Source organism: Janthinobacterium sp. B9-8, assembly GCF_000969645.2.
GTDB lineage: Bacteria > Pseudomonadota > Gammaproteobacteria > Burkholderiales > Chitinibacteraceae > Iodobacter.
Map to the genome: position 1 here is coordinate 2,221,576 of NZ_CP014222.1, position 25,453 is coordinate 2,247,028.

Below are 25,453 nucleotides of genomic sequence, written 5' to 3' on the forward strand. Positions count from 1 at the left end.
CCTTATCCTTAATAAAACAACGTAAACAGGCCTTTACCGCCCACTTTATAAGCTAAATCATGCGGGCGCTCGCCCATCACTTTGGCTCCCGAGCCACCCACAATTTTATATGGGGCAATTTCTTTGCTAACCAGCGTATTAGCTGTCACCACAGCACCACGGCCAATGCGCGCACCATGGGCAATGAAAGCGCCTGTGGCAATCCATGCGTAATCCTCAATATAAATAGGAGCAGCCACCGACCAGAACTCGGGCGAAGTTAAATCATGGCCACCGGCAATAATTTTGGCATGCGAGGCTACCGCCACATGGTCTCCGATAATCAGCCCTGCACGTGCATCAATCTGACAATGCCATGCAATGCAGCTATCGTCGCCAATCACCAAGTTTTCTACACCTATGATCTCTGTAGTGCGCCATACCGCCGAGCCTTTACCAATTTTAGCCCCCCCCAGACGCAGCCAGGCCAGACGCAAATGGTGGCTGGGGATTTTATTAATCAATATGTTGTAACACTGCTCCCAAGCCCGCAGCCAGCGGTCTTTAAAAGTGGGCCAATTAATGCCGTAGAGGGGAACCAGCGTGGTAGGGATTTCATCACGCAGCAGAGCATAAAAACGCCGAGCCAAAGGAGGATCGATCCGCGTTTCAATATTCACCGAACAAATCGATACCCGCGGGTTGGCCTCGTCGCCTTCTTCAAAAGCCACTTCATTGGCGAGCATCCAGTCATAGCTATCCGTAAGCTCCCCAAGAGAAACACCTAGTTGTTGCGCGTAAATTTCTAAACGGGCCCGCAGCGCGGTGGAGTGATAAATACGATGTCTCATGCTTCTGTTTTCCTATAGGGCGAGTCACCCAGCAACGGATCTTGGCTTTGCCGCAAGCTGCGTGCAGACTGAAGATTGATCGCCATCATCAGCCAGAAAAGCGCAATCAAGACCATGGTAAAACTGTAATAATGATCAAACAGGCCAGTAAGCAATGCCGCCAGCAGCCCTGCTCCCGAACCGATCCAGATGCCCCGTTCCGGGCTCATTTCGCTTAATTTGGCCTGTGGCCTGCACTCGCGCCACCATGCCAGCGTAACCGCAATAAACAACCACATGCCGGGGATGCCCAATTTATAAATAAAGTTGAGCCATAAATTAGAAATGCCCAGTAAATTAGTTTTAGGCGGTGGCGGGTCAACCTTAAAGCCAATTCCAAAGGGATAACGCGCCATGGCTTCAGGAAATCGGCGGTATTCATCCATGCGGATCTCGGTACTGGCATTACTGCTTGAAAAAGTCGTTGCCAGCCGTGCTTGCAATGGCGGATAAAACAGCACCAAGGCAAGCCCTAAGGCCAGCGCTACACCGATCACCCGCCCTGCATAGGGCACTCGGAAGGAGGTGAGCCACAAGAGCACCAAGACCAAACTCACAATCGCTCCGCGTGAGCTACTAAACAACAACCCCGCAGCCCCCAGCGCCACCACGCTAAACCCCAGCAACCTGCGCCAGCCTTGCTGCACCAGCGCATAAAAAAAAGCCAGCGGCAGAAATAAAACCAGCACGCCGCCTGTTAAATTCGGATGCACCCAAGGGGACGCCATGCGTGAAAAATTAGCCGAAAAAATATCTTTAACCGCCTCAGGATGAGCGTATTTCAGCTTTTCTAAAACCACAATAAAGGTATTGGCATCGTGATCTTTTAAAAACATCCCCACCGATAGCAACAACATCACTAATGAGCCCAACAGCAGAGAAACAATGAGCTGATCGCGGCGAAAGCCATTGTCAACCAAAATGGGAAAAAGTAATAAAGGTGATAAATTTAATAACCATCGCACCCAGTTCACCGGGCCGTTGCCTTCTGCGCCACTCATGATGAGCTGGCCGAGTAAAAATGGCAGCGCGCTGTAAAACATTAAATAGCGTAAGCGCTGCTCTGTTTTGCCAAACTGCCAAGCTAAACGACCTTGCATCATTTGCCAAAAACCCCCTAGCCACACCAAGCCCAGGAGCGCCTCGGAAATCGTGACGCGTATCCCTAGATTGACTGTGCTATAGGGAATAAACGTTGCCACAAAACCAAATAGAATCAGCCCCAAAAAAGGCAGCCTTACAATATTGAGCGCCAGCACAATAGCTACTAAGGCCAGCACCATGGTAGCCGCCGAAGTAAAAGTGAAAAGAATAGAAAAAACCAGCGCGCAAAACAACGCCAGCAGCAGCCGACTCATCAAGCGAATCCCTGCAAGGCCGCAAGCAACTGCCCTACTCGCTCGCTATATACAGGCATCGCAAAACGTGCCGCCCAAGCTTGCCGGGCAGAGAGATCCTCTACCTGAGGCATCAGCGCTAAATCCAGCATCAAGCGCTGTAGAGCCTCACTATCGTAGGGAGAAAAACGTGGGAAATCTGGCGGGGTAATTTCATCCAGCGCCGAACCACGGGCAACCGCCACCGACGCGCCCTGAGCCAGCGCCTCAATCACCGGCAGACCAAAACCTTCAGCCAAGGAGGGCTGCCAAAGACAAGCAGTGCGGGCGTAAAGCGCCATTAATTCAGCGTCGCTAATTCCTGATATAACGATCAAGCCATCCAGATGGCGCTGAGGCACAGGCAAATCATTGATATTCCCCACCAGAACCAAGGGTGGCACCTTGCTTTGTTGCTGGCGAGCCACCTGCCAAGCGGCCACAAACCAAGGAATGTTTTTACGTGGCTCACGTGTGCCCACCACCAGCCAGTATTGCGCCGGAATTCCCGCTGGCAGAGTCAATGGCTCAGCAGGCAATACGCCAGGCACGGCATTAGGCAGCACCGCAATTTTTGCAGCAGCCTGCGGAAACAATCTGGCTACTTCTGAGGCCGTAAAGCGTGAGGGTGTCCAGATCGCATCGGCTAGCGCCACCGAACGGCTCATTCCAACACGGTCAATTTGCCGATAAACCATGGCTTTTAAACGACTACCGTGATGATTATCCATCGTGAGCTGAAACACATCGTGCAGCAGCAAAACATAGCGGGTATCGGCTGGCGTTTGCCACACCGGCAAGCCGGTATTGGCCGTTGCAATATACACATCCAGCTCGCTGGCTTTAATGGCCTGCGGCAAAAAGCCAAGCTCAAACTTCACGCGCTCACTCGGGCGATGCAAGCCATGGGCTGGGCTGGCCGCTACTGGGCAATGCGCAATGTGGCGATGGGGGTGATCTACAGGCGCTGCGGTAAAACGTTGCACTTCGCCCACGGCTTGTAACGCCTGCTCCAGCGCCAATACTTGCCGGGCAATCCCCGAATAAGGCGCTGCCGTTACCGGGCGATAATCAATTCCGATCCGCATGATTTATTTTCTGGTAAAGAGTTTCAAGTTGGCTGGCACTGATCTGCCAATCATTATTCTGGCAGGCGTAGCGGCGGCCCGCCTCGGCCATTTCACGTGCGGCCTCGCCTTTATCCAAGAGATCAATCACCGCCTGAGCCAGCTCATAGGCCGTTTGCCCCGCGCTATAATCCTGCCCCGCCTGCAAAGCCAGCCCTGAAACGCCTTGCAAGGTACTCACCAAGGGCAGACCTGCGGCTAAAGCCTCCAGCACTTTTAGCTTAGAGCCGCCACCTTCGCGCAGGGCCGCTAAAAAGAGCGCTGATTTCTGCTGCTCCAGCGTTAAATCAGGCACAAAACCACACCATTCGATTCTTGGATCTGGCCAGCGTACGCGCCATGCTTCAGGCATGGCGTAGCCACAAATCACAAACCGCGCACCGGGCCGCTCTGCCCATACTTTGGGCATAATTGCATCCAAACTCCATGCCACAGCATCCCGGTTCGGCGGGTATTCAAAGTTACCAATAAACAAAATACGCTGGCTGTTTAAATCGGGCAGTACATGGGCAAAAGCGGCGGTATCGACACCATTAATCACCACATCGACTTTACGCTGAGCAATTTGCGCCATACGCAGCGCATCCTCAGGCGTCACCGCAGCCACACACTTTGCCGCAACCAGAACTTGTTTTTCCCAACGGCGGTAGCGCCATTGATCAAAACACACATAGGGCCGCATCCAGAAAGGCATTTGCTGATAAGTAGCCGCCCCAAGCGAGGATTCCACATTATGCTCAGTCAGTAAAAAGGGTTGGTTTTTAGCTTGTAACTGCCGCAAAAAAGGCTGCAAGCCATAACTATGCTCAATTTGCACCACATCCCAATCACTTTCTAAAAGTGCGGCAAATACACGCTCCAGCTTAGGCGCAAAGCCATTCACACTGGCCAATAAGGGATAGGGAGCAAATGCAGCAGCGGCTAGCGTAAGCGGGTGTTTTAAAGGCCGGCGAGGCAAAACAATTAGCCGCTCAACAATGCCTTCTAAATGTGCTTTTACTTCAGGCAAAAGCCGCTCTTTGCTTTGCACAAGCAAGGTAATGCGATGCCCGCGATTCGCCAGCGTGCGCAATAAATGATATTGACGCAACTTGCCGCCGCTGGTGGTTGGCCACGGCAAATAAGGTAAGGCCCAAAGGATGTTTAATGGGGTATGCGCAGAAGAAAGCAAAACAGCACTGATCGCATGAGATGCATTCGTTGAAGTAACCATCAGCGCCATTCCAGTATTTGCAATTGACGCGTTACGGCAAGAGTCGATGATTTCAGTGCCGTCTTAGCCCCAGTTAAAGGCTGATAAAGCGTGATCTCCCCCGCCGTAGCAAGCTCCAGCTTACCGGGCTGATTGGCCCAGAACATCCAGAGATGCGTGCCGTCGGGCTTTTTCCAGGCAATGCTATAAAGGCCCTCCACCGATCCTTTATAGGCAGGCGCTTCACCCGGCAAAAGCTTGGGCCCGCTAATTTTTAAAAACCGCGCCAAAGCGGTATAAGCAGGCTTGGGCTTGCCTTGCAAATTTAAAAGCCCATAGCTGCGATCCCGAACCCCGGCACGGCTGTCCAGATCAGATAAAGCAAATAAAAATACCCGATCAAAATCAGACACACTCATCAAGGCCAGACGTCGCAAAAGATAATCTGCCTGCCCCGCCTCACCAATGATATTTTGCTCTTCCTTGGGGCCGGCATAGCTGGACCAGCCCCATTCAGTCGCCCAAATTCCCGGCACTTTCATGGAACGTAAACGCTGGTTTATTTCTTTAGAGCGCAAAATAAAATCGCGCTCTTTCACCTCATCGCCTTCCGGTTCCTGGCTATAGGGGTGATAAGCCACCACCGCGCCTAAGCCCAGCGCGCCCATTTTGCCCAGCTCTTCCAGCATCAAACCCTTTTTGACCGGCATTTGGCTGTAATACGCCATCCCCGCCATCAGTACGGGCTTGCTAGGTGCAATTTGCTTTAACACCCGCACCGAAGATTGCAAAAGCCTGCCGTAATCGGCTGCATTTTCAACGGGCCGCCAAAAGCTAGGCAAATTAGGCTCGTTCCAGATCTGCCAAGCATCCACAGATGGATAGCGATGCGCCAAAATCCCCATACGCTTCGCAAACACTTCATTATCTTTTGGAGGGTATTGATCTTTATTACTCGCCGAAGCAGGCGCACTGCTGGCAAAGGGGGCTGAGCCTACTAAATAAAACACGGATTTCAACTGCTTTTCTTTTAAAGCATCCACCACATTATCAATCGGCTTAAATAAATACTCATTTTCTTTGGCTTCGTGCCTATCCCAATGCAAATCAACGCGAGTCCACTCCAGCCCCAGATCGCGCAGGCTATCCATTTGTTGAGCAGCTTGTTGCGGGCTAAACCATAAAAAATGCGCATTTACACCTAGAAAATCACGCCAGATCACAGGCTTTGAAGAGAGCAGCTTGTTTTCTACCCCCCAAGCCGGGCCAGCCAACAAGGCGGCGAAGAGGCAGCTATCAATCAAGCGCATTTGTTTTTCCTTGCTTTTGACCCGCAAATAATTTTTTAAACTGCTGAGCAGTATGAGGCCAGCGGCGCATTACGCCCAAGGCCTCTGCACTTGCGCTTCTTTGTACTAACAGCTCTGGCTCATCCAGCAATTGCAACAGCAGTACAGCTAAAGCCTCCGTATTACCTTGGGGGTAAACCGCCCCGTTCCCAAAAGAAACTTCTTCTGCAAAAGAGCGTGCATCCGAGCTAATCACACTTCGCCCGCATGCTGCAGCCCAGGACAGCACGCCGCTGGTGCCACGCATTTGCCCCAGATAAGCCAGTTTTTTAGATTCCTGATAGGGCAAAATCAGGGCGTGATGCGACTGAATCAGCGGCACAATCTCTGCAGTTGGCACATCCAGCTGCCAGCTCACCATATGCGCGGGCAAGCCTGCTGCTTGCAATTGCGTTTTTAATTCATCTAAATAAGATGGCCCATTCGCAAAGGTCATTTCTGGTGCCGTACCCCCTGCAAGGGTCAGCTCCACAAGCGCTGCCGGGCGCTGCGCCATCAATAAAGCCAACGCAGCAATTAAATCTTCAATCCCTTTGCCTCGATAAATAAATCCAAAATACAGCAACTTTAAAGGGCCATGCGGCGGCAACAGGGGTAATGCCAAAGGAGCAATAATCTGATTGCCATGCGCTATTTGCTGCACCTTTGCTTCGGGCAAGCGCATACGTAAAGCTAAGCGACGCGCACCTAAAGCCGTTAGGGTGATTAAAATGGTTAGCTTTGTGGCTAGGCGGCGCTCACGCGCCAATGTCCAGGGATCGCACAGCAAGACCAACGCCTGATAAGCACGACGTGGCAGATATTGACTCAGCATATTAGGCCAGCCCAGCGGCCGCCAGATTAAGCGCTCAGGATCATGCACAGTGGCGCTTAAGGGCAACAAGGGGTGGTGCCGGGCCAGCCATTCCAAAGCCAAAAACTCACCATTACGCCCACCACCTAACTCGGCATGGACTAAATCCATATCCTGCCAATGAATGCTTTGCATCTGCGCATCAATTTGCTGTGCTGTACTGCCCAAACGCTGACCTTTAAAAGGCAAAACCATCTCTACGCCTTCCTGGCATAGATAATTTTGAAACGCATCTGCGTAATCAGCAATCCCACTTTGCTCTGGTGGCAGGGGCGCAATCAATGCAATACGCATAAAACCCCTTTAGCGAGAAATACGGCTGAGTAATCCGGAGGAAATCTCAAATTGCCGACGATTAATAATAATGCCATCTACTTTTTTAAACGCCGTATTCAAAATAGACAGCGTATTTTCAACCATAGGCACCGTGGATTGCCTAGCCTCGACCACCAATAGAATTAAATCGGCCTGCTTAAGGCGAACAAAAGCAGCCTGGTTACTTAATAAGGCCGATGCATCAATCAAAACCACTTCGCCCGGATGAGCACATTCATCATCGGCCATGCGATTAGGAATGCCCCGCTCGTTCAAAATACGCTGAAATTGGCCGATCAGAAACCCAACCCCTTCGCCATGCCGTGAAGAAGTCATTCCAATATTCAAGCCCTGATCTTTAAGCGTTGCCAAGGGCAATTGGCTATATAACCGGTAAATACTTGCTTCAAAAGATGCGGATAAAGCGCTGTCTTTCTGCTCCATCACCGTCGTCCATAAAGGCACGCCAAAATGGCACTTTACTCTGCCGCCATCATGAATACGCTGATCTAATAAATAGCAGAGATACACCACAAATAAGCCCACAGCCAAACCTGCTGGCAGCGCCATAAACAACATCATTAAGCTTTTAGGAAAAACCCGCGCAGGGGTAAAAGTAGCTTGCTCAATAATGGCAATATTGCTGATGCGGCTATTATCTAATTCTCTATCGATACGAGCTTTTTCTAAGCTATCGATATAAAGCCGATAATTTTTCTCTGCTACTGATAAATCACGCTCTAAACCAGATAGCTCCGGATCAATAGATAAAATGCGCTGCCTTTCTTGTTTAAGCTTCAATAATTCCCCATCATAAGCAATCATTTGCGCTTTTAGCTCACTCACCCGCGTATCACGCTCTAGTGCTGAGCGCTTTAGCATAGTGACTAATTCATTAGGTACGCGATTTTCAGAGCGCTGTATGCTTTCTTTTTCTTCGGCAATACGCTCTTTAAGCGCGCTAATACTGCGATTAAGCTCCAAAATCGGCGGAGCTTGATCTTGATAATTTTTTAATTTATCTAAGCGCTCTAATACCAAACCACTTAATTTAAGCTTTAAATCTTGCTGAGTAGGATTTAAACCCAGCTCACGCTCCTTGCTGACTTCCTGCGGCAAATCGCCCGCCCTGCGGCTGGCACTCATTATGCTTTTCTCTAAACCCTGCTGCTCAGCATAAGCTTCCGCCCGCTGTGCCGATACTCTATTAATTCTATCGGTCAGGCTTTCTAATTTTTCCTTACTGCTTATGCCATCAATCTCTTTTAATTTTTCAGAAATTCTGGTTTTATTAGCCGCTATTTGCTCAGCGATACGCTGGCTTTCTACTTCATAAAAACCATAAAGGCTGTCATTGGCTAATTTTTTACCCCGCTCAGTTTGATAAACCTCTATCCACTTATTGACCACCCGCTGTGCAATCAATGGATCATCCCAGGTAAAGCTGATTTCCATTACCGATGAGCCTGCCTCATGCACTACGGTAAATTGCTTTTCTAATTTACTGGCTAAACGATCCAAGGGCGTTTGCGTTTCAGAAATACCAATAAATACCAAAATAGAGCGCACACCATCAATGATGCTGCCCACGCCTTTTTTGATATAAAACTTAATCAGTTTCCAGCCATTTTTTTCAGAAGTGTCGTTCACTTCATTTAAATAATATTCAGCGACTTGCCGGATAATCGGCCGGCCAGTTAGCATTTTTTCTTCGTCAACGATCGGGTCACGCTGGGTGCTGGGAGCAACCAGTGTTTGTCTATCGCTATATTCAATCGGTACCGTGCTCATCGCCCTACCGGGCTTCACGAGCAGACGCGATTCAGAAACATAGCGGGAAGGCAAAAGAAAAGCCCCCAAGACAATCAAAACAACGGTAGCAATAAAAGCCCAGCGAAACTCTCTTTTAAAAATAAAAAACAGGCGAATAATATCGCGAAAAGAGCGGATTTCTATCATGGCAGTGTTACCGTGGTATTCGAGCCTGAGCTTTTACTCAAATCGTAGCTAAACCCAATCCCGATTCCCTTAGAAAAAGGAATCAGCTGGTTAAAATACAAATCCACGCCTTCAATGGCATTGCCTAAAGCAGATTTAGGCACAAAAACGATATCACCTCTTTGTAGCATCACCCCGCGGCGCTGAGGTTTAGCCAGCAAAAACTGGCTAAAATCAGTAAAGTAAACATGATACAAACCTTTGGCATCCATTCTCAGTAAAGCAATATGCTCGCTATCTGCGGTGGGCAAAATACCGCCCGCGCCAATAATCGCCTGCTCAATACTGGCTGCAGCTGTTAATTCAAAAGCCGAAGGGTTACGCACCGCACCGCCAACAAAAACGCGGTTTCCTGGCGCAATCGCGATATTGACCGTGACTTTGGGATAACGATAAATAGCCAACAATTTATCGCTGATTTCCTTAGCAACTTCTTCAGGCGAGCGTTGAGCGGCCTGAATCAAACCCACAAAAGGATAGGAAAATGTGCCATCCGGGCGAACAAAGAACAAAACCATTTCGTCATTTTCGGCAGGCGTTTGTGCATCTCTCACAATTCTGAGGGTGTCCCCATTCATAATTCGGGTTACCGGAGGGGGAAGTTGACTGATGTCATGAAGCTCAATACGGCGCTCGTCTAAAACACTTTGCTCAGGCAATAACAGGCTACTCGGTGTGGAACAAGCGCTTAAGCAGAATAAAAGCATGCAAAGCACGGCACTATTTTTCATAAACGATCATTTCCAGTAGCCCGCAAACATGCCGATATGGCGTTTTACATAGCGAGGTAAATATTTTTCTATATGCCCCAAACGATAGCCTGCCAGCTTGCACACCACCCTGAGCATGACCTCCGGTTGACGCCAGCCCTGCCCGGCACGCGATAAAGCGTCCAGCTCTGATGCAAGAAATCGTCGTCCTTCACTGCCTGCTTTGCCAAAAAGCTCGCCTATCCATGATTCACGGCCATAAAACACCCCAATATCAAAGTAACGGCGAAACTCTTGCAATAGGGTGTAGTGATGAGAGTGGTAAACCTCTGCACTGGCCTCATAACGAACACCCCAATTCTTTAATAGCATTTTTCCCGCCACATAAGCGTCCTCAGTGCCGATAATGTCCAAAGGAAAGCCACCAACGGCATCAAGCGCCGCATTGCGATAGGCCGCAAATGAATCCGAACTAAAACATGTTTTAATTCCTAATTCCGGCGCATCACTTAAACGTTTAGTCCGGCTTTGTGCAGGATAATTAAAACTGCGTGAATGCCCCTCCAGCACATCAGCGCCTAATCTTGGCAATTGACGGCCATACGCTGCGGCAATCGAGTCATCAGCCAAAATAGCATCGCGTAAATTCTGCAAGGCATGCGGATTAGCAGGAATCGCATCTTGCGTCATATAAATAATAATATCGGCATCAAGCTGCTTACGCCCCCACTCTCTTGTGCCGCCATGATTAAATTGCTTTGCGTCTATTATTTTCACTCTTGCGCCCGCCGCAGAAAAACGCGCCACGGTATCGTCTGAAGATTCACTATCAATCACAAACCACTCATCAACCTTAAGCGTTTGTTCTGCCAAAGCAGGCAGCAAACGATCCAAGTAGGGCCCCGCATTACGAACAGGCAATATAAGCGCAGTACGAATCATGATATTAATTCCAACACGTAACGTAAGAATTGAAAATATTTCAAAAATAAATAAAAAATCAATTAAATAATATTTAATAAATCATTAAATACTTAGCTACCAATGTAGCAAGAAACACTAAAATCAAAAAATAGAAATTCACCTTATATACACTGAAAAACCCCACGAATAATTAATTAAACCCATCAACAACAAGCAAATAAAACAATATCATCAATACCAGTTAAAACAGAAAATTATTATTTTCTAATGTTAATAAAAAGCACAGCGTAATAAGCAAGAAACCATAGCGAAAGAAAAAAATAAACAATCAAAAAAACATGTGAACCTAATCACACATTTTCATTGGTTTACATTAAAAGAAAATTGATTACGCATAAAGAAAGTACCAAAAAATAAAAAAGTCAAATACCAATCACCTCTTAAACAATAAATAAAAAATCAAAAAAATAGCGACTAGATTTTCACCTAGTCGCTACTCAATAAATAAAATAAATACAAAAAGTGCCATCTATCGGCAAATTACCAACAAAAAATCCAATAAAAACAATGTAAAGCACAGAAAAATCGCATCATTTCACACAGAAAAATGATAGGCAATAAGCCGATCATCCACAATCAGCGCTAAAACACCCCACCAGCATAGGTCCATGTGGCTGCAAACAAGCATGACACCGCACCTTAAAACACGCTGAAGTCAGCCTATCATTTCTGAACGTGGCAACTTTTGGATCAGCAGACCCAATAAAATAAGACCCAAACCAAACAAAGTAGAAATAAAAATACGCTCACCAATTAAAAACCAAATGAAAAACAATGAAATCAAAGGAGATAAGAAAATAAGATTCGCAATTTTAGCCGTGCTCTCTGTAAGCTTCATGGCAAACAACCACAATACAAAAGTAAAGCCCATTTCAAACGCCCCCACATAAATTGCCCCCGCTAAACCTTGCCAGCTCACACGGGTTAACTCACCATGAATCGCACACCAAATCAAAGTAACAGGCAGAGAAATTGCAAAATTAAGCGCCAAACCTAATACAGGCTCACGCTGATCTTTAGTATTAAAAATCCAATATACTGCCCACAACAAAGTAGATATCAAAGCTAAACCTACTCCATTTAAATTTGAAAAATTCAAATGGAGTAGGTCTCCCCGGGTAGCAATAACCAACACCCCCGTATAGCAGAATAAAGCAGCCCAGATATCATTCTTTTTCAACACCTGTTTTAAAAATGGCACGGCCAGCAACGTCATTGTTAAAGCCCACGTATAGTTAATTGCCTGAGCTTCTTGAGCAGGCAATAAGGCATAGGCTTTAAATAAAATCAAATAATAGGCAAAAGGATTAATAATCCCAAATACTAAAGAAATACGCCAATTTTTAAAAAAAGCAGGCAGCAGCTCTTTTAAACGCCCTTGGTAAAACAAAATGGATAATAGTGCGAGTAATGAAGCGGCACTGGCATAAAGTAATAATTGAGCTGGGCTTAAATGCGCAAGGCTAAGCTTAAATGCAGTGGCCACTGTAGACCATGCCAAAACAGCAGCCAAACCACAGGCATACGCTTTTTGCTGTTGAGTCAAAACAAACCCTCCTTATTTGAGAAAGCCAAGACTAGCAATGATTTAGGCCCACTGGCTATTGTGTATTGCTCTCTCTGATCTTTAAAAATAGCAAATAGCGCTTTATTCATACAAAATACATACATGAAATTTACGCAAAGAGATAGAATTGGAACTCCAATCCTTCTTAAGAGAGCATCATGGCTAAAGAATACAAAGGCGCATGCTTATGCGGTGCAGTGCAATTTAGCGCGAAAACAATGAGCAATAAAGTAGGGGCTTGCCACTGTGCGATGTGCCGAAAATGGACTGGCGGCCCGTTTTTAACCGTCGATTGTGGCAGTGAAGTGATGTTTACAGGAAAAGACGCAATCAACAGCTACGCCTCATCTGAATGGGCTGAACGTGGATTTTGTAAAAAATGCGGCAGTCATTTATTCTATTTATTGAAGGAAGCACAGCAATTTATTATGCCGGTGGGCCTATTTGATGAGCGAGATGATCTGGTCTTTGATCATCAGATATTCATCGATAAGAAACCTGCTTTCTATGATTTTAGCAACGCAACGCACAATATGACCGAAGCTGAAGTATTTGCTTTATATGCACCAAGCGAAAAATAACAGCCGAGCGAGAGATTTGAAGTAAAACTCAATTCTCTCGCTATTTCCATTAATCTTTGGCTTTTAACAGCAAGCCACTATTTTTAGCGGCTTTAATTGTCTTATTAAACTCAAGAAGAAAACCCTTCATCTTCATTGATTTATGAAACCCAAGGTATAAGGGATCATAAGCTAGAGGAGGCTCTAGCAGTACAAATTGCTCACGATGAGCTTGTAACTCCGGGTCTGCACTTAAAGCCAGCAAAAGCCCCTGCCGTCCGGTAGCAAGTACCAGACAATCCACGCGATCATGCAGTAATTTTTTAAACCGAGCGCTGGATGAATAATTAAAATCAGCAGTAAATATTTTCTGGGCAAGTGCTGAATTAAAATCCGGCCCATAGCTAGCACCATTCGTGACGCCCACTAATTTCCCTTTTAAATCGTTTATTGAATGAAGAGGGAATTCTCTGCCTTTTTTTACCACAATGCTAATTGCAACTTCAAAAAAAGGATCGGAGTAATCAAATATTGCCGAGCGCTCTTTTGTTTTAGATAACCCGATAATGCCACCACGGCCCTTTAATGCTAACTCATAAGCCCGCCGCCAAGAGCCCATTTCCCAAGTCACTTTAGTGCCCGTCTGTTGCTCGTGACGCAGCAATAACTCATAAGCAACACCCGAAGCTTGCCCCTGAGCATTCCTATAGATAATGGGTCGGTATTCCTCATTAGCATAAATCGTAAGCGCCTCAGCATAGGCAAGCGGCGTAATCAGCAGTACAAACCAGAGTTGCTTCAAATACTTCATATTCCCCTCCTTACGCCATCAGCCCATGCTTCATCCAGACTAGCAGATCATCCTGCTTTTAAATTCAGACATGATTATAAAGCGCCGACTAAACGACAAAATAATCAGGGGTTAGGTATCACACCTTTTAGCTTTGCATCTTTTATCGCGCGATTAAACTCTATTAACCAGCCCTGCATCTTCATTGACTTATGAAAAGCAAGGTAGAGTGGGTCCCGTACTAATGGCTTGGACAGATAAACAAATTGATCACGTTTATTCAACAAATCAGGATCTTTTTTTAAAATGACTTCTAGCCCCTGATCGCCATTATTCACCACAGCACAATCTACCCGATCATAAAGCAGCTTTTTAAGACGAACATCAGATGCATAATTCACATCAACGGAAAACAAGCCAGCAAGCCGCGCATGATCAAACTCTTCCCCGTAACTGGCGGCATTGGTAACGCTAATACGTTTTCCTTTTAAATCTGCCACTGAATTAAAAGGAAATTCCCGGCCTTTTTTAACCACAAGCCCCACAATGGACTCATAAAAAGGCTCAGAATAATCAAATATTTCTAATCGCGCTTTGGTTTTGGATAAGCCAATAATGCCGCCCTTGCCTTTTTCTGCCAGCGAATATGATCGTTTCCAAGATGCCATATCTAAATAAACTTTATTACCGCTCAATTGCTCATAGTGTTTGATAAGCACATACGCTATGCCATCTTCTTTGCCCTGCTCATTTCTAAAAGTGATAGGTTGGTAATCATCACTGGCAAAAACAGTGACTTCATCTGCATATAGCGTCGTGCTATATAAAATACAGAGTAATAAACATAGAGCGATTCTCATTGCCAGCCTCTGCCCCGCATTCACTTAGAGCTATCAGATTAGCCCAATAAACACGGAATCGCTCTGATGATCGGCCAAGAAAAAACCCCGGAATTGCTTCCGGGGTTTTGAAATATTTAATTCAAAAAGAGAATTAAATCATGCCTTTAGATTTCAACAGCTCAAGCATGGTTGAACCTAGTTCAGCTGGGCTACGTGTGTAGGCGATGCCTGCACGCTCAAACGCTGCGAATTTTTCTTCTGCAGTGCCTTTGCCGCCAGAGATAATCGCACCAGCGTGGCCCATGCGTTTGCCCTTAGGCGCTGTAACACCAGCGATATAACCAACCACTGGCTTAGTCACATAAGACTGAGCAAATTCAGCGGCTTCTTCTTCAGCCGAGCCGCCGATTTCGCCGATCATGATGATCGCATCGGTATCAGGATCGTCTTGGAATAAGCGTAGTGCGTCGATATGGCTCAAGCCTGGAATTGGATCGCCACCGATACCGATACATGTAGATTGACCCAAGCCCAGCGCGGTAGTTTGCGCTACAGCTTCATAAGTCAAAGTACCGGAGCGGCTTACAATACCAATACGGCCTGGCTGATGGATATGCCAAGGCATAATACCGATCTTGCATTCGCCCGGAGTGATAATACCTGGGCAGTTAGGGCCGATCAGACGGATGCCGGCTTCATCAACCGCTTTTTTCACGTACAGCATATCCAGTGTTGGCACGCCTTCAGTGATACATACGATCAGCTGAATACCCGAATCAATCGCTTCCAGAATCGAATCTTTAGCGAACGGAGCCGGTACGTAAATCACTGTTGCATCCGCTTGGGTTTCGCGCATCGCGTCTTTCATGGTGTTGAACACTGGCAGATCAAGGTGACGTGAGCCGCCTTTACCTGGTGTTACACCGCCAACGACCTTCGTGCCACACTTCAATGCTTGTTCTGCGTGGAATGTACCGTTTTTACCGGTGAAACCTTGCACCAATACTTTGGTGTTTTTATTGACTAAAACGCTCATTATTTTTTCCTTTCAGCAAGTGTTACAGTGCGGCAACAGCAGCAACGATTTTCTCGGCTGCGTCGTTCAAGCCTTGAGCCGATGTCAGCTTCAAGCCTGATTCGTTCAGAAGCTTAGCGCCCAATTCCGCGTTATTGCCTTCCAAACGCACCACAACCGGCACAGTCACATTCACTTCTTTCACTGCCGCAATAATTGCTTCAGCAATCATGTCGCAACGAACGATACCGCCGAAGATATTGATCAGCACGCCCTTCACCGAATCATCAGCCAAGATCAGCTTAAAGGCTTCGATTACGCGATCTTTAGTTGCACCACCGCCTACATCCAAGAAGTTAGCCGGTTGGCCGCCTTTCAGCTTGATGATGTCCATTGTGGCCATTGCAAGACCAGCGCCGTTCACCATACAACCGATATTACCTTCCAGCGCAACGTAGTTCAGCTCGAACTCAGATGCTTTAACTTCGCGCTCGTTTTCTTGCGATTTATCGCGTTGAGCCAGCAATTCTGGCAAGCGATACAGCGCGTTAGAATCAAGGCCAACCTTAGCGTCAACGCAGCACAATTCGCCGTTTTCACGCAAAGCTAGTGGGTTGATTTCAAACAGCGCGAAATCATTAGCGATAAATGCCTCAGCCGCGCCCAACATCATTTTAACGAAGTGAGCAACTTGCTTGCCTTCTAAACCCAAAGCAAACGCGCAATCACGCGCTTGGAATGGCTGCATGCCAACCAATGGATCTACGGTTACTTTGATGATTTTTTCTGGGGATTCTTCAGCAACAGTTTCGATCTCAACACCGCCTTCGGTGGAAACCATAAACACCACGCGCTGGCTTGAGCGATCAACCACCGCGCCAAGGTAAAGCTCGCGCTGAACCGGGTACATATCTTCACAAACCAATACTGAATGCACAGGCTGACCCGCTGCATCTGTTTGGTAAGTCACTAGGTTTTTGCCGATCAAGCCTTTAGCAATTTCAGCGGCTTCTTCACGGGATTTAACCACTTTAACGCCACCCGCTTTACCACGGCCACCCGCATGAACTTGCGCTTTAACCACCGCAAATTTACCACCCAGTGCATCGTAGGCAGCAGCTGCTTCTTCTGGAGTGTGAGCCAAAATACCGCGTTGTACTGGAAGACCGTATTTAGCCAATAATTCCTTGGCTTGATATTCATGAAGATTCATCTGAGACCCTTTGTAAGGAAAGAGGATATGCAAATCGGCCGCATACCGTAAAACATATTGAGTGATGAAAACGATCTAAAACTTCTAAAAATTCTAAAAACTTCTGTAGACACAGAGAAAACCAAGAGAACACAGAGCGGGCTGAGAAAGCGGCAAACCATACACAGGTCATTCTGTTTTTCTCTGTGTACTCCGTGTCCTCATTTTGCTCTGTGTCTACAGGTTTTTCATGCCTTTTTTAGCTATGCAACCCACGCTTATCACATGCTAAAGCCGCTTCGTGCAAGGCTTCAGACAAAGATGGATGAGCATGAACAATACGGGCAATATCTTCTGACGATGCGTTAAATTCCATCGCAACGACCGCTTCAGCAATCAACTCTGAAGCAAATGGCCCAACGATATGAACACCTAAAATACGATCGGTTTTCTTATCCGCCAGCATTTTAACAAACCCCTTAGCCTCCCCTAGCGCTAAAGCACGGCCATTGGCGGAGAACAAGAATTGACCTTTCTTGTATTCAACGCCAGCGGCTTTAAGTTGCTCTTCGGTCTGCCCTACCCAAGCAATTTCTGGGCTGGTGTAAATCACCCAAGGGATATTGTTAAAGTCGATATGTGGATGCTGGCCAGCAATACGCTCAGCCACAGCCACGCCTTCGTCAGACGCTTTGTGCGCCAGCATCGGGCCACGAACCACATCACCAATCGCCCAAACATTAGGCAAATTGCTTTGGCAATCGTCGTTGACTTCGATCTGGCCGCGCTCAGTCAGTTTCAGGCCAACGGCATCTGCGTTCAGGCCAGATGTGTTTGGCACGCGGCCAATCGCCACAACCAGCTTATCAAATACGCTGACTTGCTCGCTACCTGCTACATCGGTCCAGTTTACGGTGACGTCTTTTTTACCGGCCTTGATTTCGCCGATTTTAACGCCCGTATTGATCACCAGACCAGTTTCTTTAGTCAGGAATTTCTTAGCTTCGCGGGCCACTTGCTCGTCCGCGGCACCAAGGAAAGTCGGCATCGCTTCAAGAACAGTCACTTCACTACCCAGACGCTTCCAGACCGAGCCCATTTCTAAGCCGATCACGCCAGCACCAATCACGCCAAGGCGTTTTGGCACAGCAGGAATCGCCAGCGCGCCTTCGTTATCCAGCACCAGATGATTGTCGATGGTCACACCTGGCAATTGGCGAACGCTAGAGCCCGTCGCAATAATGACGTGCTTAGCGGTGATTTCTTCAACCGACCCATCGGCAAGCTTGGCTTCCAGCACGTAAGCTTCGCCCGCTTTGGCTTTAAATGCGCCCATGCCGTGGAAAGACGTCACTTTGTTCTTTTTGAACAGGTAAGCAATGCCGCCGGTGTTTTTGGTAATGATGTCTTGCTTACGCGCCAGCATCTTGGACACGTCCATTTTTAGCGTGCCGGTAGAGATACCGTGATCGCCAAAATGATGCGCCGCATTGAAGTAGTTTTCTGACGATTGCAGCAGTGCCTTGGAAGGGATACAACCCACATTCAAACACGTACCACCCAAGCTCGCCTTACCATCTTTATCGCTAGTTGCATCGATACATGCAGTATTAAAGCCCAGCTGTGAGGCGCGAATCGCAGCCACATAGCCACCAGGGCCGCCGCCGATTACAACAACGTCAAATTCTTTGCTCATGGTTTGGAAACCTTTGAGAAAGAGCAAGGGCGTGATCAACGCCCCGACTCTGTGATTCAATATTTAGCGATATGCCACGGCGGGTTACGCGATAAAGCCGCTAACCCGCCCTACAACATTCACATTAATTAGATATCAAGCAGCAAACGCGCTGGATCTTCAATCACTTCTTTGATGGCAACCAGCGACAACACAGCTTCGCGACCATCAATGATGCGGTGATCGTAAGACTGGGCCAGATACATCATCGGGCGAATCACCATTTCACCGTTTTCTACCACTACACGCTCTTTGGTCGCGTGCATGCCCAGAATGGCAGATTGTGGTGGGTTGATAATCGGTGTCGACATCATCGAACCGAAAGTACCGCCGTTAGAGATGGTGTAAGTACCACCCGTCAGCTCTTCAATGCCCAGCTTGCCGGCTTGCGCACGCTTACCGAAGTCTGCAATGGTTTTTTCGATTTCAGCTAGGCTCAGCTGATCCGCATTACGAATCACTGGCACCACCAGACCACGCGGGCTACCTACGGCCACGCCGATATCAAAGTAGCCGTGGTAAACGATATCGTTACCATCAACGGATGCATTCACAATCGGGAATTTTTTCAACGCGTGAACCGCAGCTTTAACAAAGAAGCCCATAAAGCCCAGCTTCACGCCGTGGTCTTTTTCAAATTTATCTTTGTATTTATTACGCAGATCCATCAACGGCTTCATATTGATTTCGTTGAATGTGGTCAGGATCGCGTTAGTTTGTTGCGATTCGAGCAAGCGCTCGGCCACACGCGCACGCAAACGGCTCATCGGCACGCGTTGCTCCGTACGATCACCCTGCTGCTGTGCGGCAACAGGTGCCGATGCAGGCGCTGCCGATGCTGCTGGTTTTGCCAAATGGTTCTGTACGTCTTCTTTCAATACACGTCCACCACGGCCAGTGCCGCCGACTTCAGCCGGATTCACACCCGAATCTGCGGCCAGTTTTTTAGCCGCTGGCATCACTGCTGTGCCAAAGCCAATCGCGCTGGCTGAAACACCGGCTTCTTTAGCCACTGCATCAACGCGGATTTGCTCGCCCGCTGCTGTAGAAGTATTAACCGGTGCAGCAACAGTCGCTTCAGTATCAATTGTTGCAATGAGTTGCAAGCTACCAACAATTGCACCTTCTTGCTGAACAATCGAAACCAGAACACCCGCTTGTGGCGCGGCGATTTCTAACACCACTTTGTCGGTTTCAATGTCGATCAATTGCTCATCACGGGCAACGGCGTCGCCTACTTTTTTCTTCCACTGTAATAGTGAAGCTTCAGAAACGGATTCAGGCAACTGCGGTACGGTAATTTCGATAATCATTTTGTAACTCCAAGGATCTGGCGAGTAGGTCAGGTGGGTTAAACCACCCTGTTTATCCATTAGATGTTGAATAAGGCGGGTTTTCACCCGCCCTAAATTACAGAGTCATTGCTTCTTCAACGAAGGATTTAAGCTGTGCAGTGTGCTTACTCATATAACCCACAGCTGGCGACGCCGACGAGGTACGGCCTGCATACAGCAGGGTTTGCTTAGGATGCATGCACGCTTCTAAGCGATGGCGAATCTGATGCCATGCGCCTTGGTTACGTGGTTCTTCCTGTACCCACATCACTTCACGTGCGTTCGGGTATTTCTCGATTTCAGCTTTTAGCTCTTCCGTTGGGAAGGGATAAAGCTGCTCGATACGCACAATCGCGATGTCTTTAATATCGCGCTCCGAACGGCCTGCCAGCAGGTCGTAATACACCTGACCTGCACACATCACGACGCGCTTCACTTTCTTCGCGTCCAGATTACCCTGATCGCCAATCACCGAGCGGAATTCACCCTTAGTGAAGTCTTCAATCGGGCTGGATGCCATTTTCGCTTTCAAGAGCTTTTTGCTCATAATGATGATCAGCGGCTTACGGCTTGGGCGCAGCATCTGACGGCGTAGCGCGTGGAACATTTGCGCGGCCTCAGACATCATCAGCACTTGCACATTGTGCTCTGCACATAATTGCAGATAGCGCTCAACGCGGGCTGAAGAATGCTCTGGGCCTTGGCCATCGTAGCCGTGCGGCAACATCATGGTCAGGCCACATAAGCGGCCCCATTTTGTTTCGCCAGAAGTAATAAACTGATCGATCACCACTTGCGCGCCATTGGCAAAGTCACCGAACTGCGCTTCCCAAATCGTGAGCTCATCCGGCGCAGAGCAGGCATAGCCGTATTCAAAAGCCAGCACCGCTTCTTCGTTCAAAATCGAATCAATCACAGTAAAGTTGGCTTGTTTCTCAGCCAGATGCTGCAATGGAATATGAACGCCTTGATCCCACTTCTCACGATTTTGATCGTGTAAAACAGCGTGGCGATGATTAAACGTGCCACGACCGCAATCTTCGCCCGAGATACGCACGGCGTAGCCTTCGGTTAGCAGCGTTGCATACGCTAAATGCTCGGCCATACCAAAATCAACCGGCTGCTCGCCATTCACCATGGCGATGCGCTCCTTAATGATTTTTTCTACGTTTGAGCGCAGCTTGAAATCATCAGGGATTTTGGTGAATTTTTCAGTTAAGCGCAGCAAATCAGCCTGCGGCACAGCAGATGCCACCGGATGACGCCAATGCACGCCCATATAGCGAGAAAAATCAATGGCGTGCGAGCGCTTGTAATCCGTCAGCGTGGTTTGCTCTACATGCTCGCCGCGATCCAGCGCTGCACGATATTCCTGAATCAGGCTATCCGCTTCGTCGCTCGTAACTACCCCTTCGGCAATCAGGCGATCAGCATATTTCTTGCGTGCGCCCGGATGCTGACCAATTTTTTTGTACATCATCGGTTGAGTCACAAACGGATCGTCCGCTTCATTGTGACCAAACTTACGGAAGCACACCAAATCCACCACCACATCGCGGTGGAATTTCATGCGGAATTCCAACGCAGCTTGCATCACCAGAATCACGCTTTCAGGATCATCGCCGTTCACGTGGAAAATCGGCGCTTCAACCATTTTGGCGATATCGGTACAGTAAATCGTCGAACGGGTATCGCGGGTATCGGACGTCGTGAAACCAACTTGGTTATTCACCACCAGATGCACCGTACCACCTGTGCCGTAGCCTCGGGTGTTGGCTAGGTTAAACGTACCTTGGTTGGTACCCAAACCAATAAAGGCCGAGTCCCCATGAATCAGTACCGGCAGCACTTGCACACCCAGCTTATCGCCGCGACGTTGCTGACGCGCACGCACCGAGCCTTCAACTACAGGGTTGACGATCTCAAGGTGGGAAGGGTTAAACGCAAGGCTTAAGTGAATAGGGCCGCCGGGAGTCGGGATATCCGCCGAGAAACCCATATGGTATTTCACGTCACCGGAAGACAAATCGCTGACCGAGCGGCCTTCAAATTCGCTAAATAAATCACGCGGCTGTTTGCCTAGCGTGTTCACCAGCACATTGAGACGACCACGGTGGGCCATACCGATAATCATTTCTTGCACACCCACTGCGCCCGCTCCTTGCACTAAGAAATCCAGTGCAGGGATCATGGAATCGCCGCCTTCAAGCGAGAAGCGTTTTTGGCCGACGTATTTTTTATGCAGGTATTGTTCTAGTGTTTCTGCCGCAGTCACTTTTTGCAGTGTGCGCTTTTTTTGCTCTATACCGTAGGCAGGTGTTGAGCGACGGGATTCAAACCACTGCTGCACCCACTTGCGCTGTTCTGCATTGGTGATGTGCATATATTCCAGACCAATACTACCGCAGTAAGTTTGCTTTAAAAATGCAATCACTTCGGCAAGGGTGGCGCGTTCCATCCCTGCAATATTGGTACCAAAGGTGGTTGCCATATCGGCATCGGTAAAGCCATGGTGCTTGGCATCTAGCTCGGGCAAACGCGCCTGATCCATACGCTGCAAAGGATCGAGACTCGCTTGGCGCGAACCCATAATGCGGTAAGCAGAGATCAGGCGAAGCAGATTAACCTGTTTACGCGTAGCTTCTTCATCGACTGCGCCACCTTGCTGTACATAGCGGGGCTGGCGAGTCAGTTGGCGGAAGGATTCCTCGATTGGTGCTCGTGGAATATCACGATCAACCACACCAGGGCTTTGCTGCATCTTATCGAAGTAGGAGCGCCATTCCTGATCAACCGACTGTGGATCACTCAGGTACTGCTCGTAAAGCTCCTCAACGAAAGGAGCATTCCCGCCAAAAAGGTGGGAATTAGACCTCAACTCTCTCATCATCGCCGTCATCAAATCCAGTAATTTAGCAGGCTTAACACCATGCAAGACCGCCGCCTCTTGGCGAGGCGGCTCAAAACCAATCTATTACAATGTAGGGCGGGTGAACCCCGCGGGGTTTGCCCGCCCTACAAAACTTCCAAAGAAGTTACAAACGTAGCGAGAAGCCCAAGGGCAAGGCATCCGCAAGGGGGGCCTCGGCCACAATCTCGAAAAACCGGAATTTACTTTTGTAAATGAGGATTTTGAGAGATTTTTAACGCAGCCATTGGGGTTCGCAGTAGTTTGCTAGCCGCGCTGATCTGCGGGTACGTAATCACGCTTGGTCGCACCAGTGTATTGCTGGCGCGGGCGGCCAATTTTCATGCCCGGATCCGCAATCATTTCATTCCAGTGGCTGATCCAGCCCACAGTACGTGCCAGTGCAAAGATCACGGTAAACATCGGCACAGGAATACCTAATGCAGACTGAACAATACCTGAGTAGAAGTCGACATTTGGATACAGCTTGCGTTCAATAAAGTAGCTGTCTTCCAGCGCAATTCTTTCTAACTCCATCGCCAGTTTGAATTTAGGATCGTCTTGCAGACCCATTTCATTCAATACTTCGTAGCAAATACGGCGCATCACGCTGGCACGTGGGTCCATATTTTTATATACGCGGTGACCAAAGCCCATCAATTTATGAGTCTTGGCTTTTACGCCTTCCATAAAGGCCGGTACTTTATCGACCGAGCCAATTTCATCCAGCATCAGCAAGACGGCTTCGTTAGCACCGCCGTGCGACGGGCCCCACAGGCAAGCGATACCCGCTGCGATACATGCAAACGGATTAGCGCCGGACGAGCCAGCCAAACGAACCGTCGATGTCGACGCATTTTGTTCGTGATCGGCATGCAGGGTAAAGATCACATCCAAGGCGCGAACCAGCACAGGGTTAGGCACGTATTTCTCGCACGGAGTCGAGAACATCATGTGCATAAAGTTGGCGGTGTAGCTCAAGTCATTACGTGGATAAACGAATGGCAGGCCTTGGTTGTAGCGGTAGCACATTGCGGCAATGGTCGGGATCTTAGAGATCAGACGGAACATCGCCACTTTGCGGTGCTCTTCATTATTGATATCCAAGCTATCTTGGTAGAAAGCGGACAAAGCCCCGACCACACCCACCATCATCGCCATCGGATGCGCATCACGGCGGAAACCGTTAAAGAAACGGGTCAGTTGCTCATGCACCATGGTGTGGCTCATCACGGTCTTATTGAATACAACGCTTTGCTCTGCTGTTGGCAACTCGCCGTTGATGAGCAGATAGCACACTTCCAGATAATCGCTTTGTTCTGCAAGCTGCTCAATCGGGTAACCACGGTAGTAAAGCTGGCCCAAATCACCATCGATATACGTGATCTTGGATTCACAGCTTGATGTCGCCAAAAAGCCAGGATCGAAAGTAAACATACCTGTCTTGGAAAATGCGCGGATATCCACCACGTCAGGCCCAAGCGTACTCGGCAACACGGGCATTTCTAGCGAATCTTTGCCGTCGTTGTAAGTCAGTGTGACTTTCTTTTCCATATCAAATAGCTCCTGGGGTTTCGGTTTGTACCGCTTGTCGTTGTGCGCTTCGTACTTGTTCCAGCATCGGTCTAAGCCGCTCGTCTGGGCATTCTGTCTTGCAATTCAGGTAATCAAGCAGATCGTTATCAGACAGTAAAAGAAGATCCTGAAAAAGAATCAAATCTGCCTTGGATAAAGTCGGAAGCACCTCTTTTACAAATTTTTCCAACTGTAAATCGACTTCTAAAAGGCCACGGCGCGAACGCCAGACTATCCGTTTCAATTCAATTTCATCCATCTAAGCCCACCCTTACCATCTCTTACGATCGAGCATTGGATATTTACAAACACCTAGAAACGTCTGTAGACACAAGACTAGAGAGCACAGCGCCCACTGAGAAATACAAAACCTTCAAGCAAAGAGAAAAACCTTTCCTCTTTTTTTCTCTGTGTTCTCTGTGTCTACAGACCTTTATGTTTTTTACCGCTGATTAGCTCATGCGCTTAATCATTAAATCTTTGATCTTGCCAATGGCTTTGGTTGGGTTGAGTTCCTTAGGGCAAACATCAACGCAATTCATAATGCTATGGCAACGGAACAATCGATAAGGATCTTCCAGATTATCCAGACGCTCGTTGGTTTTTTCATCGCGGGTATCGGCAATAAAGCGGTAAGCTGCCAACAAACCAGCAGGGCCTACAAATTTATCCGGATTCCACCAAAATGACGGGCAAGATGTTGAACAGCAAGCACACAAGATACATTCGTACAGGCCATCTAACTCTTTACGATCTTCCGGTGACTGCAAACGCTCACGATCAGGCGGTGGGTTATCGTTTTGCACATAGGGCTTAATCGAATGATATTGCTTAAAAAACTGTGTCATATCCACGATTAAGTCACGAATCACCGGCAAGCCTGGCAGCGGGCGAATTTCTACCGGTTGCTTCAGGCTGGCAATATCAGTAATACAGGCTAGACCATTTTTACCATTGATATTCATTGCGTCTGAACCGCAAATTCCTTCGCGGCAAGAGCGACGAAAACTCAGGCTATCGTCTTGAGCCTTAAGGCGAACCAGGCCATCGAGCAACTTCTTGTCGGATGGCTCGAGTTCAACGTGAAAATCCTGCATGTATGGCTTAGCGTCCACATCAGGGTTGTAGCGATAGAGCTTGAAATGCATCTTCATCGGGTTCT

The 25,453-nt window shown here is 48.0% G+C and carries 21 protein-coding genes; 1 reads left to right on the top strand and 20 read right to left on the bottom strand.

Annotated features, from left to right (window positions below; all coding sequences use genetic code 11):
* Positions 1-8: 8 nt before the first annotated feature.
* From VN23_RS09980 to VN23_RS10025, 10 genes are all read right to left on the bottom strand, one after another.
* A complete protein-coding gene (locus VN23_RS09980) occupies positions 9-830 on the bottom strand; it encodes an acyltransferase (RefSeq protein WP_046351243.1) in 822 nt (273 codons plus the stop codon).
* Complete coding sequence (locus VN23_RS09985) at positions 827-2,227, bottom strand: O-antigen ligase family protein (RefSeq protein WP_062654871.1); 1,401 nt, start codon at positions 2,225-2,227, stop codon at positions 827-829. The genes VN23_RS09980 and VN23_RS09985 overlap by 4 nt, the downstream gene beginning before the upstream one ends.
* Positions 2,227-3,333 carry a glycosyltransferase family 4 protein gene (locus tag VN23_RS09990; RefSeq protein ID WP_046351241.1) on the bottom strand — a complete coding sequence of 369 codons (1,107 nt, stop codon included), beginning with the start codon at positions 3,331-3,333 and terminating at the stop codon, positions 2,227-2,229. Before VN23_RS09990 ends, VN23_RS09985 begins: the two co-directional genes overlap by 1 nt.
* Entirely contained in the window at positions 3,317-4,585 is a 1,269-nt protein-coding gene (locus VN23_RS09995; protein WP_082752914.1) for a glycosyltransferase family 4 protein, read from the bottom strand. Before VN23_RS09995 ends, VN23_RS09990 begins: the two co-directional genes overlap by 17 nt.
* The gene (locus VN23_RS10000) at positions 4,585-5,874 is read right to left on the bottom strand and encodes a cellulase family glycosylhydrolase (protein ID WP_046351240.1); all 1,290 of its coding nucleotides are present in this window, start codon (positions 5,872-5,874) and stop codon (positions 4,585-4,587) included. Before VN23_RS10000 ends, VN23_RS09995 begins: the two co-directional genes overlap by 1 nt.
* Positions 5,861-7,060, bottom strand: a complete 1,200-nt coding sequence (locus VN23_RS10005) for a glycosyltransferase (RefSeq protein ID WP_046351239.1) — start codon at positions 7,058-7,060, stop codon at positions 5,861-5,863. The genes VN23_RS10000 and VN23_RS10005 overlap by 14 nt, the downstream gene beginning before the upstream one ends.
* Positions 7,061-7,069: 9 nt before the next feature.
* On the bottom strand, positions 7,070-9,040 hold the full coding sequence (locus VN23_RS10010) for an exopolysaccharide transport family protein (RefSeq protein WP_046351238.1): 1,971 nt from the start codon (positions 9,038-9,040) through the stop codon (positions 7,070-7,072).
* Positions 9,037-9,810, bottom strand: a complete 774-nt coding sequence (locus VN23_RS10015) for a polysaccharide biosynthesis/export family protein (protein WP_046351237.1) — start codon at positions 9,808-9,810, stop codon at positions 9,037-9,039. Before VN23_RS10015 ends, VN23_RS10010 begins: the two co-directional genes overlap by 4 nt.
* Before the next feature lie 6 nt (positions 9,811-9,816).
* Positions 9,817-10,731 carry a glycosyltransferase family 2 protein gene (locus tag VN23_RS10020; RefSeq protein ID WP_197433077.1) on the bottom strand — a complete coding sequence of 305 codons (915 nt, stop codon included), beginning with the start codon at positions 10,729-10,731 and terminating at the stop codon, positions 9,817-9,819.
* A gap of 697 nt (positions 10,732-11,428) precedes the next feature.
* Positions 11,429-12,319 (bottom strand): DMT family transporter, encoded by an 891-nt coding sequence (locus tag VN23_RS10025; RefSeq protein ID WP_046351236.1) that lies wholly within the window; start codon positions 12,317-12,319, stop codon positions 11,429-11,431.
* 179 nt (positions 12,320-12,498) lie between these two features.
* Between VN23_RS10025 and VN23_RS10030 the strand changes: the two genes are divergently transcribed.
* A complete protein-coding gene (locus VN23_RS10030; RefSeq protein ID WP_046351235.1) occupies positions 12,499-12,921 on the top strand; it encodes a GFA family protein in 423 nt (140 codons plus the stop codon).
* Between the two features lie 49 nt (positions 12,922-12,970).
* On the opposite strand, the gene VN23_RS10035 is transcribed toward VN23_RS10030, so the two are convergent.
* From VN23_RS10035 to VN23_RS10080, 10 genes are all read right to left on the bottom strand, one after another.
* Positions 12,971-13,711 (bottom strand): substrate-binding periplasmic protein, encoded by a 741-nt coding sequence (locus VN23_RS10035; protein ID WP_046351234.1) that lies wholly within the window; start codon positions 13,709-13,711, stop codon positions 12,971-12,973.
* 104 nt (positions 13,712-13,815) lie between these two features.
* Positions 13,816-14,574, bottom strand: a complete 759-nt coding sequence (locus VN23_RS10040; RefSeq protein ID WP_156455176.1) for a substrate-binding periplasmic protein — start codon at positions 14,572-14,574, stop codon at positions 13,816-13,818.
* 109 nt (positions 14,575-14,683) lie between these two features.
* Positions 14,684-15,568 (bottom strand): succinate--CoA ligase subunit alpha, encoded by an 885-nt coding sequence (gene sucD / locus VN23_RS10045; protein WP_046351232.1) that lies wholly within the window; start codon positions 15,566-15,568, stop codon positions 14,684-14,686.
* A 22-nt stretch (positions 15,569-15,590) separates the two neighbouring features.
* The gene (sucC, locus tag VN23_RS10050) at positions 15,591-16,760 is read right to left on the bottom strand and encodes an ADP-forming succinate--CoA ligase subunit beta (RefSeq protein WP_046351231.1); all 1,170 of its coding nucleotides are present in this window, start codon (positions 16,758-16,760) and stop codon (positions 15,591-15,593) included.
* A 238-nt stretch (positions 16,761-16,998) separates the two neighbouring features.
* On the bottom strand, positions 16,999-18,435 hold the full coding sequence (lpdA, locus tag VN23_RS10055; protein ID WP_046351230.1) for a dihydrolipoyl dehydrogenase: 1,437 nt from the start codon (positions 18,433-18,435) through the stop codon (positions 16,999-17,001).
* A gap of 128 nt (positions 18,436-18,563) precedes the next feature.
* On the bottom strand, positions 18,564-19,787 hold the full coding sequence (odhB, locus tag VN23_RS10060) for a 2-oxoglutarate dehydrogenase complex dihydrolipoyllysine-residue succinyltransferase (RefSeq protein ID WP_046351229.1): 1,224 nt from the start codon (positions 19,785-19,787) through the stop codon (positions 18,564-18,566).
* 97 nt (positions 19,788-19,884) lie between these two features.
* Positions 19,885-22,707, bottom strand: coding sequence for a 2-oxoglutarate dehydrogenase E1 component (locus VN23_RS10065; RefSeq protein ID WP_197433101.1), 2,823 nt, complete (start codon positions 22,705-22,707; stop codon positions 19,885-19,887).
* 276 nt (positions 22,708-22,983) lie between these two features.
* Positions 22,984-24,270, bottom strand: a complete 1,287-nt coding sequence (gene gltA, locus VN23_RS10070) for a citrate synthase (RefSeq protein WP_046351228.1) — start codon at positions 24,268-24,270, stop codon at positions 22,984-22,986.
* A 1-nt stretch (position 24,271) separates the two neighbouring features.
* Positions 24,272-24,550 carry an FAD assembly factor SdhE gene (locus VN23_RS10075; protein WP_046351227.1) on the bottom strand — a complete coding sequence of 93 codons (279 nt, stop codon included), beginning with the start codon at positions 24,548-24,550 and terminating at the stop codon, positions 24,272-24,274.
* 193 nt (positions 24,551-24,743) lie between these two features.
* Entirely contained in the window at positions 24,744-25,445 is a 702-nt protein-coding gene (locus VN23_RS10080) for a succinate dehydrogenase iron-sulfur subunit (RefSeq protein ID WP_046351226.1), read from the bottom strand.
* Positions 25,446-25,453 lie beyond the last annotated feature (8 nt).